The organism is Neoroseomonas soli, from assembly GCF_018129065.1.
Lineage (GTDB): Bacteria > Pseudomonadota > Alphaproteobacteria > Acetobacterales > Acetobacteraceae > Neoroseomonas > Neoroseomonas soli.
Genome location: NZ_JAAEDM010000107.1, coordinates 1 through 11,979, shown reverse-complemented (window position 1 = coordinate 11,979; position 11,979 = coordinate 1). Strand labels below are relative to the sequence as shown.

Here is an 11,979-nt window from a genome sequence, read left to right as displayed (position 1 = left end):
GTCGCGGCCGCGGCGCCCGCACCCGCCGTCGCGACCCCGCAGCCGCGCGAATGGCGCGAGGTGGTCGCGCTCGCCTCCGGCGTGAGGCCGATGCTGCACGCGCATCTGCTGCATTATGTGCATCCCGTGCGCATCGCGCCGGGCCGCGTCGAGATCCGCCCGCTTCCCTCCGCGCCGCGCGACCTCGCCGCGCAACTGACGGCGTTGCTCGCCGAGCGCACCGGCGCACGCTGGACCGTCACCATCAGCAACGAGGACGGCGAGCCCACCCTCGCCGACCAGGGCCGCAGCGCCGAGAGCGACCGCCGCGAGGCCGCGCAGAACCATCCTCTCGTGCAGGCCATCCTCGTCGCCTTCCCCGGCGCGACGATCGAGGCGGTGCGCGACGCCGCCGCCGACGACTACGGCCTGCCGATGACGCCGGCCGCCGCCACCGCGGAACCCGACGACGACGAGATGGACGGCCGCGACTTCGCCCCACCCGAGGCGGAACCGGCCTGGTCCGATGACGAAAACCTCAACGACGACGCATAGGTGCATGGAACGATGAAGAACCTCGGCAACATGCTGAAGCAGGCTCAGCAGATGCAGACGCGCATGCAGGAGATGCAGGCCAAGCTCGAAGCGACCGAGGTCGAAGGCTCCTCCGGCGGCGGCATGGTGAAGGTGCGCCTGACCGGCAAGGGTGACCTGCGCCGCGTGACCATCGACCCTTCGCTGATGAGCGCCGACGAGCGCGAGGTGCTGGAAGACCTGCTCGTCGCCGCGCACGCGGACGCTAAGCAGAAGGTGGAAGCCACGATGGCCGAGGAGATGCAGAAGGCGACCGCCGGCATCTCCCTGCCGCCGGGGATGAAGCTGCCCTTCTGAACGCCCTGGCGCCGCAGGCGCCACGCCTCCTGTCCGCAGGGTTGGTGTGGCGGCTGCGCGCAGGCGGCGGGCACGGCGCAACCGCGCCGGGACAAAGATGCAGAACGACCCGATCGAGCACCTCATCGCCCTGCTCTCCCGCCTGCCCGGCCTGGGCCGGCGCAGCGCCAGGCGAGCCGTGCTGAAGATGCTCATGGACCCTGCGGGGAAGATGCTGCCGCTCGCGGACGCCCTGCGCGCCGCCGCCGACGCCGTTCGCCCTTGCGAGGTCTGCGGCAACCTGGACACGGTCTCGCCCTGCCTGATCTGCCGCGACCCGCATCGTGACCGGAAACTCGTCTGCGTCGTCGAAGGCGTGGCCGACCTCTGGGCGCTCGAACGTGCCCACACCCACCACGGCACCTACCACGTTCTCGGCGGGCTGCTCTCCGCCCTCGGCGGCACCGGGCCCGAGGATCTTTCCATCACCCCCCTGCTGCGGCGCATCGAAGACAACGGCATGGAGGAGGTGATCCTCGCCCTGCCCGCCACCGTGGACGGCGCGACGACAGCCCACTACCTGACAGACCGCCTGAAACCGACCGGCATCGCCGTCACCCGCCTGGCCCAGGGCGTGCCCATCGGCGGCGCGCTCGACGTGCTCGACGACGGCACGCTGGCGGCGGCGTTCAAGGCGCGGAGGCCGCTGTGACGGGGGAGGTCGCGCCGCGGGAGGGCGCCGCCCTCCCGCACCCACCCGCCAAAGGCCTAAGGGCCCTTGGAACCCTTGAATTGGCCGGGTTGGGGGAGGGGCTCCACGCAGCCGCCGGCGTCGATGCGTGCTCCGAGCCCCTCCCCCAACCCGGCCAAGTATTGGTGTCCAGAGGCCTTTCGGCCTCTGGCGGGGGGTGCAGGGGGGCGGCGCCCCCCTGCGACGCGCCCATCCCGATCAAAGCCGCCCGCCGCACCCTGCTCGCCCTCGCGGCCTGTGCCCTTGCCGCGCCCGCCCTGCGTGCCGCCGAGGCCGAGCGCTGGTTCAGGACGAGTGACGGCGTGCGGCTCCGGTATCTGGAAGCCGGCACGGGCCGGCTGGTGGTGTTCGTGCCTGGCTGGTGCATGCCGGCGCGGATCTTCGAGCCGCAGATCGCGGCCTTGTCGCGGCGCTGGCGGGTGGTGTCGCTCGACCCGCGCGGACAGGGACGAAGCGATGTGCCGACCGGCGGATACGAGCCGACGCGGCGGGGACAGGACATTCGCGACCTGCTGGCGCATCTCGGCGGCGGGCGGGTGGTGCTCGCGGGGTGGTCGCTCGGCGTGCTGGATGCCTTGTCCTATGCCGACATGGCCGGGGATGGGCGGCTGGCGGGGCTGGCGCTGATCGACAATTCGGTGGGCGAAGGCACGCCGCCGCCCGCACGGCCATCGACCTTCTTCGCCAACCTGCGGCGCAAGCGGGATGAGACGGTGCGCGGCTTCGTCCGCGGCATGTACCGCACGCCGCAGGATCCGGCCTATCTCGACGGCATCGCGCGGGAGGCGCAGCGCATGCCGGTGGAGGCGTCCATCCGGCTGCTCTCCTACCCGCGGCCGCGGGAGTTCTGGCGCGATAGCCTCTATGCCGTGCGGCGGCCGGTCTACTACGCCGTGACGCCGCGGCTGCGTGGCCAGGCGGAGGCGGTGGCGCAGCGCCACCCGCAGCCGATGGTCGAGATCTTCGAGACCGCCGGCCACGCCCTGTTCGTGGATGAGCCGGCGCGCTTCAATGCATCCATGGACGAGTTTCTGGCGCGCAAGGCGGCCTGGGGCTGATGCAATCGCTGATACCGCTGTTCCTGATCGCCGGCGCGGCCGTCGGCGTGGAGATCGCGCTTACCCGCTTCTTCGCCGTCGCGAGCTGGTCGGAATACGGCTACTGGGTGATTTCCATCGCCATGACCGGGTTTGCCGTCTCCGGCGTGGTGATGGTGCTGGGGCGGGAGGCCTTCCTGCGCCATGCGCGCTGGCTGCTGCCGGCGCTGCCGATCGCGATGCTCGCCGTGGGCGGCGCGGGCTGGATCGGCGCGACGCTCAACGGGTTCAATCCGCTTGAATTGCAGAACCCCGCGACGGCGGAGGCGCAGTTGGTGAACATCGCGCTGTATTACGCGGCGCTGTTCCCGTTCTTCTTCCTCGCCGGGCTGGCGGTCTCGCTGAACTTCGTCGTGCATGCCGGCGAGGTCGGGCGGGTCTATGGCTATGACCTGCTCGGCGCGGGCACAGGGGCTGTGCTGGCGCTGGCGCTGATGTTCGTGCTGCATCCCTTCGCGCTGGTGCCGGCGCTGCTGCCGCTGCTGGCGGTGGCGGCGATGATTTCGGGCGGCACGCCCTGGCGCATCGGCGCGCTGGTGGTGCTGGCGGCGACCGAGGCGGCGGTGTTCGGCCTCGCCGCGCCGCGCGTGAACGAGTTCAAGGCGATCTACGCGCCGATGAACGTGCCGGAAAGCCGCGTGGTGGCGGAAGTGCTCTCCCCGCGAGGCGTCTACATGCTGCTCGACAACTTCACCGAGCGGCTGGACACGGATGTGTCGAACAACGCCGGCGCGCTCGGCATTCCCGCGCCGCCGCGGTCCTTCGGCTTGTATCGCGATGGCTCGCGCATCGCCGCGCTGCCCATGGAACAGCCGGAAGCGGCGCATGCGCGGGCTTCGCTGGACGGCGCGCCCTATGCGCTGCTCGATGCGCCGCGCGTGTTGGCGCTGGGCGGCGCCGGCGGCTTCCGCGCGGCGGAGGCGCTGGCGCTCGGCGCCTCCCACGTGACGGTCATCGAGCCCGAGCCGGTGCTGCGCGATGCGCTGCTGCATGGTTTCGGGCCGTCGCCAGCGCCGGCGGCCGATCCGCGCGTGACGATCTCCGCCGCGCATCCGCTGACCGCGGCCGGGCGCTTCGACCTGGTGGACATCGCCGGCGACTTCCTCGGCGCCGACGATCAGAACCGCAACGTCTATACCGCCGACGCGCTGGCCGGCTGGCTGGGGCGGCTGAACCCGGGCGGAATGATCTCGGTGCCCATCGGCATCCGGGAACTCCCCGTCTATGCCGTGCGCGTGCTGGCGACGGCGCGGGAGGCACTACGCCTGGCCGGTATCGCCGAGCCCGCGCGTCACGTTGTCGTGATCCGCTCTGCCTGGAACCTGCGCGTGCTCATCGCGCGCGAGCCCTTCGACGAAGCGCGCGTCGGGCGCCTCGCCACCTTCGCCGATGAACGTTCCTTCGACCTGTCCTACGCGCCGGGCCTGCCCGCCGAGGGCCGCGACATCTGGAACGACCTGCCGCCGGTCTCCCTGGAGAGCAGCATGGTCGAGCAAGGCGGCGAGGCGCAGGACGCGGTGGCGCGGGAGGCCGAGCAGGTTCTCGCCGGGACGCCGCCGCAGGATGCCTTCGACCGTTCGCCCGTCACGGCGGACCGGCCCTGGCTGTCGCCGCTGGTGCGACTGCCCGCGCTCGGCGCTGCGCTCGCGCGCATCGAAATCCTGCCGCAGCAGGAGATCGGCCTGCTGGTGAACGTCGCCGTGCTGGCGCAGGCGATCGTTCTGGCGCTGGTCGTCTCCCTTCTGCCGCTGCTCGCGCGCGGGACGCTGCGGGTGAGCCTGCCGGTGCTCGGGCGCGCGCTGGTCTATTTCCCGGCGCTCGGCCTCGGCTTCCTTCTCATCGAGATCGCCTTAATCGAGCACGCGGCGTTGCTGCTCGGCGACCGGACCTCCGGCTTCGCGCTGGTGCTGACGTCGATGCTGATCTTCTCCGGCATCGGTGCCATGTGGGCGGGCAGGGTCGCCGCACCCGGAAGGGCCCTGCGGCTGGCGGTGCTGGTGGCGGTCGGCTGTTCGGCACTGGCGCTGCTCGGCGTGCGGCCGGCAGTGCTGGCGGCGCTGGACCTGCCCTGGGCAGCCCGTGCGGCCGCGCTGGTGGTGGCGCTCGCGCCGATCTCGCTGGCGCTGGGCTTTCCCTTCCCGCTCGGCCTCGATCGCTTCCAGCGGGAGGGCGCCGGCCTGCTGCCCTGGGCCTGGGCACTGAACGGGGCGTTTTCCGTCGTCGCGACGCCCTTCGCCAATCTTCTCGGCCATGGGGCAGGGCTGTCCTGGCTTCTGGCGGCCGGGATGGTCTGTTACGTTGGCGCCGTCATCGCATGGCCAAGGGAACGTCCATGATCCTGTCCCGCCGTCCGCTGTTGCTTGGTGCCCTGGGCGCCGTCGCGGCGCCGCCGCTGGTGCGCGCGCAAGGCAGCAGCACCGCCACCTGGACACGGGAAGCCTATCTCGCCGCCATGCGCGCCTCGGGGCGCGAGACGCAGATGACGGACCAGGCCTTCGGCGCCATCCAGGCCCGCAAGCCGGCGGCGCTGCGGCGGATCGAGGCCTACCTCAAGGCCCGCTTCAACGGAGAGGCCGACCCGGCGGTGATGCGCGCCTTCGAACAGGTGCCGCGCGAATACTTCCACTACATGTACGAAGGCCGCGCCAACCAGGCCTCCAACGCCTATGAATCGGACCCCAAGCCCTGGGGCATCGGCTATGGCTCGGCGCTGTCGGATTATCTCGGCCAGGCCTACATGACCCAGGCCTGCGCGCCGAAGCCCGAGCATGTGGTGCTCGAGATCGGCACCGGTTCCGGCTTCCAGTCCGCGCTGTTGTCGCGGATCGTCGCGAAGCAGTATTCGATCGAGATCATCAATCCGCTCGGCACCGCGGTGCAGCGCATCTTCGCGCCGCTCGGCTACAGCAACGTCGAGACCCGCGTGGGCGACGGCTTCTTCGGCTGGCCGGAAGTCCAGGGCGGCTTCGACACCATCATCGTCACCTGCGCCGCGCAATACGTGCCGCCGGCGCTGATCCAGCAGCTCAAGCCCGGCGGGCGGCTGGTGATCCCCATCGGGCAGCCGTTCCGGCGCGGGCAGTTCCTCTACATCTACACGAGGGACGAGGACGGGCGCGTCCGCAGCCGGAAGGATGTCGGCGTCTACTTCATCCCGATGACGGGCGCGATGATGAACCGACCGCGGCCGCAGGGCGCGCCCAGCCACGAAGGCGCTCCCACCACCCCGGCCGCGCCCGCCCAACCGGCGGGCTGACCGCCGCTACGGTTCATGCCGGCGGTTGATGGCGTTGGCCGCCGGCATGCGTGTCGTATGGCCCGCGACCACCGGGCGCGGCCTCGGCCTGGTCCGCAGGCTGCTGGGTTCGGGCCACGCCATCCGCTGCCAGCCAGGCAGCGACGATCGCCCGCTTACTGTGCCGCGGGTCGCCGGTCACCTCCTGCCCGACCCAGCCCGGCAGCGTGACATGTTGCGTCTCGGCGGCGAGTTCCACCTCGGCATAGACCGTGCCCGCGAGCAGGCCGTGATAGACGTCGACTTCCCAGGTGAGCCCGTCATGCGGCACCAGGTGACGCGTCTTCTCGACGATGGGGCCATGGCAGAAGGCGGCGAGCATCGCCTCGGCCTCGGCGACCGGCACCGGAAACTCGAATTCCGCCCGTGCCAGCCCGTCCCGCGGGCCCTTCAGCGCGATGGTCGCCTCTTCGCCCGCGATCCGCACGCGCACCTTGCCGCCGCCGCCGAACACCGCGACCAGCCCGTCGCGAATGCGACAGTTCGACACCACGCCCGCCTTCCAGCCGTCATGCGCGACGAGGAACTTGCGCTCGATCTCGGTCTTCACAGGCGTGGCGAGGCTCAACGGCTCGGGTATTGCCGGGGATAGGTGATCTGGTCGGCCGGGCCCGGGGCACGGATCGGGCCGACCTTGCCGCAGGCGCCCGCCAGCAGCGCGAGCGCCAGCGCGGCGAGCGCCATGCGCGTCATGCGAGCTTCGCCTTCCACTCGGCGGCCATGGCCGCGACGTTGGCCGGCGCCGTCCCGCCGTAGGAGGTGCGCGACCGCACCGAAGCCGCCACCGACAGCACGTCGTAGACGCCTTCGTGAATCCGCGGCTCGGCTTCGCGCATTTCCTCGATCGTCAGGCCGGAGAGATCCACGCCCATGCCCTCCGCCTTCGCTACCAGCGCGCCGGTCACGTGGTGCGCATCGCGGAAGGGCATCTTGAGTTCGCGCACCAGCCAGTCGGCGAGGTCCGTCGCGGTGGAGAACCCCGCGCCCGCCGCCGCCGCCAGCCGGCCGACATCGGGCTTCAGGTCCCGCACCATCCCCGCCGTCGCGGCGAGGGAGAGCGTCAGCGTCTCGGCGGCGTCAAAGACGCCTTCCTTGTCCTCCTGCATGTCCTTGAAATAGGTCATGGCGAGGCCCTTCATCACCGTGAGCAGCCCGACCAGCGCGCCGACCACGCGCCCGGTCTTGCCGCGCACCAGTTCCGCCGCATCCGGGTTGCGCTTCTGCGGCATGATGGAGGAGCCGGTGGTGAAGGCATCGCTCAACTTGACGAACCCGAAATAGGGGTTCGTCCAGATCACGATTTCCTCGGCCAGCCGCGAGAGATGCGTCGCGGTCATCGAGCAGCAGAACAGGAACTCGGCGGCGAAATCGCGCGAGGCCACGGAATCGAGGCTGTTGCGCGTCGGACCGTCGAAGCCGAGCGCCTTGGCCGTCATGTGCCGATCGATCGGGAAGCCCGTGCCGGCCAGCGCGGCGGCGCCGAGCGGGCATTCGTTCAGCCGCGCCCGGCAATCCCCGAGGCGCGACAGGTCGCGCGACAGCATTTCCACATAGGCGAGGAAGTGATGCCCGAGCGTCACCGGCTGCGCCGGCTGCAAATGGGTGAAGCCCGGCATCACCGTGCCGGCGTGTTCCTCGGCGCGCGCCACCAGCGCGCGCATCACGTCCTGCACCTGGCCCGAGAGCCCGTCGATCGCATCCCGCACCCAGAGGCGCACGTCCAGCGCCACCTGGTCGTTGCGCGAACGCCCGGTGTGCAGGCGCTTGCCGGCGTCGCCGATCATGGCGGAAAGCCGCGCCTCGATGTTCATGTGGATGTCCTCGAGCGCCTCGTCGAACGGGAAGTCCCCGCCTTCGATGCGCCCGGCGATCCTGTCGAGGCCGTCGCGGATCGCGGCCTCGTCATCCGCGCTGATGATCCCCACATGCTTCAGCATCGCGGCATGGGCGAGGGAGCCGCGGATGTCCTGACGCCACATCTTGCGGTCGAAGCCGATGGAGGCATTGATCGCTTCCATGATGGCGGAGGGGCCTTCCGCGAAGCGCCCGCCCCATTGCCGATTGGCGTTGCTGCTCACTGGGGGATTGTCTTTCGTGCTGGTTCCGACGCGCCGTTCCATCCTCAAGGCCGCCCCGGCGCTGGCGGCGGGCGGGACCCTAGCCGTGGCCCTTCCGGCGCGGCAAGGCTTGGCCGCGCCGCACGGCATGAACCGGCTGCGGGAAGGGGGCGCGGACCTGCCCCCCATCACCTTCACCGACGCCGATGGCAAGCCCCATTCCCCCGCGGATTTCACCGGCAAGGGCCTGGTCATCAACCTCTGGGCGACCTGGTGCCCGCCCTGCGTGGCCGAGATGCCGGCGCTCGACCGCCTGGCGGCGGCGCTGGCGCAGGAGGAGATCCTGGTCCTGCCGCTCTCCTCCGACCGCGGCGGCACGCCTGTGGTCCAGTCCTTCTACCAGCGGATCAGGTTGCAGACGTTGCGGATCTGGCTCGACCCTCGCGGCGCAGCAGCACGGGCGCTCGGCGCGCGCGGCCTGCCCACCACCGTCATCGTCGACCGCAGCGGGCGGGAGACGGCGCGGCTCGAGGGCGACGCCGCCTGGGACACGCCGGAATTCATCGCCGCCGTCCGGCGGCTGGCGGGCCGCGGGCCGACGGAGGCGACTCGCGGAGCCTGAACCTCCGCGGGAAAACCGGTTGACACGTGACCCGGCGAGGCCCGAGGGGAAGCCGGCCCCATGACATTGTCGCCGCCGACCTCATTCCTTCCGATTCGCCGGCGCCTCGTGCTCCATGTGCCCGGCTACGAACCGCTCACGGCGGAGGCACAGCGGCGCCGCCTCGCTCGGACGCTGGACCGCTGCGCGGCCACCTGGGGCCTCCGCGCCGAGACCGGCGCAGGGCAGGCGTCGGCGGACGGCGCGGTGCTCGCCTTCCCCGCCCGGCTCGCCGGGCCGGACTGGGCGACCGAAGCCGAGATCCGCATCCTCGCCTGGGACGACCTGATCGCGCGCGACCTGGCGGTGCCGCTGCCGGCGCGCATCCTGCGCGGCGGGCTGGCGCTGGCACGGCTGCTGGCGGATGGCACGCTCCGGCGCTACCGGGCGGCGCATTGGCGCTACCTGCTTTTCGTCGCGCTGCCGGTGGCGATGCTGCTGGGCGCGCTGGTGGCCGGGCTCGGCGCCGGGCTGCTGCTCGCGGGGTGGCTGGGCGGCTGGGCGGGATTCGGATTCGGCGCGGCCCTGGCGCTGGCGCTGGTGGTGGCCGCGGACCGGCGGCTGCATCTCGGCCATCTCTTCGCCGACTGGGTCTTCGCGCGGGATCTTGCCGGCGGCACGCGGCCAGAACTCGCGGCCCGCATCGCGCGCTTCGCCGCCGAGATCGCCGAAGCCCGCCGGCGGCAGGACGTCGAGGAAGTGGTCCTGATCGGCCACAGCCTCGGCATGGTGCTGCTCTCGGAGGCCCTCGCCGCCGCCCTGGAGCAGGACCCTGACCCGCCGCGCCCGGCGCCGCGGCTGGCGCTGGTCGGACTCGGCTCCTCGCTGCTCAAGGCCGCGCTGATGCCGGAGGCGGAAAGGTTGCGACGTGCGGTGGCGCGGATCGCCGCCCTGCCCGGCCTCGCCTGGCTGGAGTTCAGTTCCCGCCGCGACCTCGTCTCCTTCCACCGTGCCGATCCGGTGGCGGTGCTGGGCCTGCCGGGCACCGGCCCGCGCATGGAACGCATCCACCCGCGCGCCATGCTGGACGACGCGACCTGGCGGCGCGTGCGGCGATCCGTGCTGCGCGCCCACCGCATCTACGTGACCGGCAACGGCCGGCGCTATTTCTATGACTGGGGGCTGATCGCCTGCGGTCCGGGGGCGGTCGGGCGCGACCCCTTCCCCGACCGGATGCTCGGCCCCGACGGCGCTCTCGGCGCCGCCCGCATGGAGAAGGCCGCGTGACGCCCCTGATCGCGAAACTGCTGCACGGCCTCTGCATGGTCGCCTGGTGGGTGATCCGCCGGCCCTTCGAGCGGAAGTCGAAGCGCAACGTGCTGATGCGCGATGCGATGGACGTGCGGGAGAAGGCCCTGCTCGCGATCTCGCTGACCGGGCTCGGCGTGATCCCGGCCGCCTACATCGTCTCCGGTTTCCCGGCCACGCTGGACCAGCCGTTCTCCCCGCTGCGCGCGGCGCTTGGCCTCGCGATCTTCGTCGCGGCGCTGGCGCTGTTCTATGCCACCCACAAGGCGCTCGGGCGCAACTGGTCGGTGACGCTGGCGGTGCGGGAGGAACATTCCCTCATCACCGAGGGCGTCTATCGCTTCGTCCGCCACCCGATGTACTCGGCCTTCTGGATGTGGGCGATCGCCCAGGCGCTGACGCTGCAGAACTGGGTCGCCGGCCCCGCCGGCATCATCGGCTTCGGCACGCTCTACCTGTTCCGCGTGGGGCGGGAGGAGGCGCTGATGCGCGAGACTTTCGGCGCGCAATGGGACGAATATGCCTTGCGCACGCCGCGTGTCGTGCCCTTCGCGCGCCGGGCGCAGGGCTGACGGAGTCGCGATATGGCCGAGGAGAACACGGTGGAAAGCCAGATCGCGGCGCCGTCGCGCCGCGCCGCGTTGCTCGGGGCGGCGGGGCTGACGCTTGCCGCCTGCGCAGGGGGCGAGGACCCGCCCCTCGCCGGCCCGCCCAAGGGGCGCGTCGTCTTGCTGCGCGGCCTCGCCAATGTGTTCTCCACCGGCATGGACGAGCTTGAGGAGAAACTCCGCACCGCCGGCTTCGACGCCTCGACGTACAACCACATCGAATGGCGCGGCCAGGCGCAGGAGACGGTCACCCTCGCCCGGACGGGGCGGCTGGTGCGGCCCTTCGCCGTCGTCGGCCATTCCCTCGGCGCGGATGACGGCATCCGCCTCGCCGCCCAGGTCGGCCAGGCGACGGGGCTGGCGGATCTGCTCGTCACCTTCGATCCGGTGCTGGTCGGCAGCGTGCCGCCCGGGCCGGCCCATGTGCGGAACTACTACCAGACCACGGGCGTCTGGGGCCGCGGCCTCTCGGCCGAGAACGGCTTCACCGGCGTGCTCGAGAACCGCCCCGTGTCGGGCGACAACCACTTCACGATCGACAAGGATCCTGGCCTGCACGGGGAGGTCCTGCGCCTGCTCGAGCAGACGCGGGCGCGGCTGGGGCCATCCGGCCGCGCGGCGCCGTGGCCTCCGGCGTGATCGCACCGTCGCAACCGCCCCCCTGCCGAGATCGCAGTAAGGCCCAGGCTGCCGCCATGATGCGGCCATCTGATCCATGCATGTGCCTCGGTGGATCCGCCTCGCGTTCCGCATGAACACTCGCCTTTCCGTTCTGCCCCGCCGCGCTGCCATGGCGGGCCTGCTTCTCCTCGGAGCCTGCGGGCCGACCCGGCTGGCTCCGCTCGCCGGGCCGCCGCGCGGGCGGGTCGTGCTGTTGCGCGGCCTCGCCAATGTCTTCTCGACCGGGCTGAACGTGCTGACGGCGCGGCTGCGCCAGGCTGGCTACGACGCCAGCGTCCACAACCATGTCGAATGGAGCGGCCTGGCCGACGCGTCGGCGCAGGCGGCGCGGGAGAGACGCCTGGTGCGGCCGCTTGTCCTCGTCGGCCATTCCTTCGGCGCCGACGACGCGCTGAGCATGGCCGAGCGCCTGGGCATGCAGGGCGTGGCCGCCGACCTCGTCGTCACTTTCGATCCCACCACGGTGACCCGGGTGCCGCCGGGACCGCTGCGCGTGGTGAACTTCCACCAGGATCGGGATTTCGGCACGCGCGCCCTGTCGGCCGCGCCGGGCTTCACCGGTACGATCGAGAACCGCATCGTGCCGGGCGAATCCCACCTCTCGATCGAGAAGCAGGAAAGGCTTCACGACCAGGTGCTCGCGATGCTGGAAGCGCTCTACGCCGCGCAGGCGATGCCGCCGGTCGTGTCGGCCCGCGCGCCGCGCCCGCGCCTCGTCGCGCCGCCGCCTTT

General features: G+C 71.7%; 13 protein-coding genes and 1 pseudogene. 11 read left to right on the top strand and 3 right to left on the bottom strand.

Annotated features, from left to right (window positions below; translation table 11 throughout):
• The 6 genes and pseudogenes from GXW76_RS22905 to GXW76_RS22880 all read left to right on the top strand — a co-directional run.
• A pseudogene (locus GXW76_RS22905) lies at nucleotides 1-534 on the top strand (DNA polymerase III subunit gamma/tau); the annotation flags it as partial.
• A 12-nt stretch (nucleotides 535-546) separates the two neighbouring features.
• A complete protein-coding gene (locus tag GXW76_RS22900) occupies nucleotides 547-870 on the top strand; it encodes a YbaB/EbfC family nucleoid-associated protein (RefSeq protein WP_211864460.1) in 324 nt (107 codons plus the stop codon).
• Nucleotides 871-967: 97 nt separating this feature from the next.
• Nucleotides 968-1,561, top strand: a complete 594-nt coding sequence (recR, locus tag GXW76_RS22895) for a recombination mediator RecR (RefSeq protein WP_211864459.1) — start codon at nucleotides 968-970, stop codon at nucleotides 1,559-1,561.
• A gap of 341 nt (nucleotides 1,562-1,902) precedes the next feature.
• A complete protein-coding gene (locus GXW76_RS22890; protein ID WP_211864458.1) occupies nucleotides 1,903-2,658 on the top strand; it encodes an alpha/beta fold hydrolase in 756 nt (251 codons plus the stop codon).
• Nucleotides 2,658-5,033 (top strand): hypothetical protein, encoded by a 2,376-nt coding sequence (locus tag GXW76_RS22885; protein ID WP_211864457.1) that lies wholly within the window; start codon nucleotides 2,658-2,660, stop codon nucleotides 5,031-5,033. Before GXW76_RS22890 ends, GXW76_RS22885 begins: the two co-directional genes overlap by 1 nt.
• Nucleotides 5,030-5,953 (top strand): protein-L-isoaspartate O-methyltransferase family protein, encoded by a 924-nt coding sequence (locus GXW76_RS22880; RefSeq protein WP_246514636.1) that lies wholly within the window; start codon nucleotides 5,030-5,032, stop codon nucleotides 5,951-5,953. Before GXW76_RS22885 ends, GXW76_RS22880 begins: the two co-directional genes overlap by 4 nt.
• A gap of 13 nt (nucleotides 5,954-5,966) precedes the next feature.
• On the opposite strand, the gene GXW76_RS22875 is transcribed toward GXW76_RS22880, so the two are convergent.
• From GXW76_RS22875 to argH, 3 genes are read right to left on the bottom strand one after another with little or no spacing between them, the layout of a single operon-like run.
• Nucleotides 5,967-6,560, bottom strand: coding sequence for a CYTH domain-containing protein (locus GXW76_RS22875; protein ID WP_211864455.1), 594 nt, complete (start codon nucleotides 6,558-6,560; stop codon nucleotides 5,967-5,969).
• Complete coding sequence (locus tag GXW76_RS26060) at nucleotides 6,557-6,685, bottom strand: hypothetical protein (RefSeq protein WP_272876131.1); 129 nt, start codon at nucleotides 6,683-6,685, stop codon at nucleotides 6,557-6,559. The genes GXW76_RS22875 and GXW76_RS26060 overlap by 4 nt, the downstream gene beginning before the upstream one ends.
• Nucleotides 6,682-8,112, bottom strand: a complete 1,431-nt coding sequence (argH, locus tag GXW76_RS22870; protein WP_211864454.1) for an argininosuccinate lyase — start codon at nucleotides 8,110-8,112, stop codon at nucleotides 6,682-6,684. Before argH ends, GXW76_RS26060 begins: the two co-directional genes overlap by 4 nt.
• On the opposite strand from argH, the gene GXW76_RS22865 reads away from it, so the two are divergent.
• The 5 genes from GXW76_RS22865 to GXW76_RS22845 form a co-directional block, all read left to right on the top strand.
• Nucleotides 8,087-8,671, top strand: a complete 585-nt coding sequence (locus GXW76_RS22865) for a TlpA family protein disulfide reductase (RefSeq protein ID WP_338151024.1) — start codon at nucleotides 8,087-8,089, stop codon at nucleotides 8,669-8,671. The two genes, argH and GXW76_RS22865, sit on opposite strands and share 26 nt — an antisense overlap.
• Nucleotides 8,672-8,731: 60 nt before the next feature.
• Nucleotides 8,732-9,937, top strand: a complete 1,206-nt coding sequence (locus GXW76_RS22860; RefSeq protein WP_211864453.1) for a hypothetical protein — start codon at nucleotides 8,732-8,734, stop codon at nucleotides 9,935-9,937.
• Nucleotides 9,934-10,530, top strand: coding sequence for a protein-S-isoprenylcysteine O-methyltransferase (locus GXW76_RS22855; protein WP_211864452.1), 597 nt, complete (start codon nucleotides 9,934-9,936; stop codon nucleotides 10,528-10,530). The genes GXW76_RS22860 and GXW76_RS22855 overlap by 4 nt, the downstream gene beginning before the upstream one ends.
• Nucleotides 10,531-10,542: 12 nt before the next feature.
• A complete protein-coding gene (locus GXW76_RS22850; protein WP_211864451.1) occupies nucleotides 10,543-11,205 on the top strand; it encodes a hypothetical protein in 663 nt (220 codons plus the stop codon).
• 151 nt (nucleotides 11,206-11,356) lie between these two features.
• Nucleotides 11,357-11,979 (top strand): thioesterase domain-containing protein (locus GXW76_RS22845; protein ID WP_211864450.1); only part of this gene is annotated, 623 nt, incomplete at its 3' end.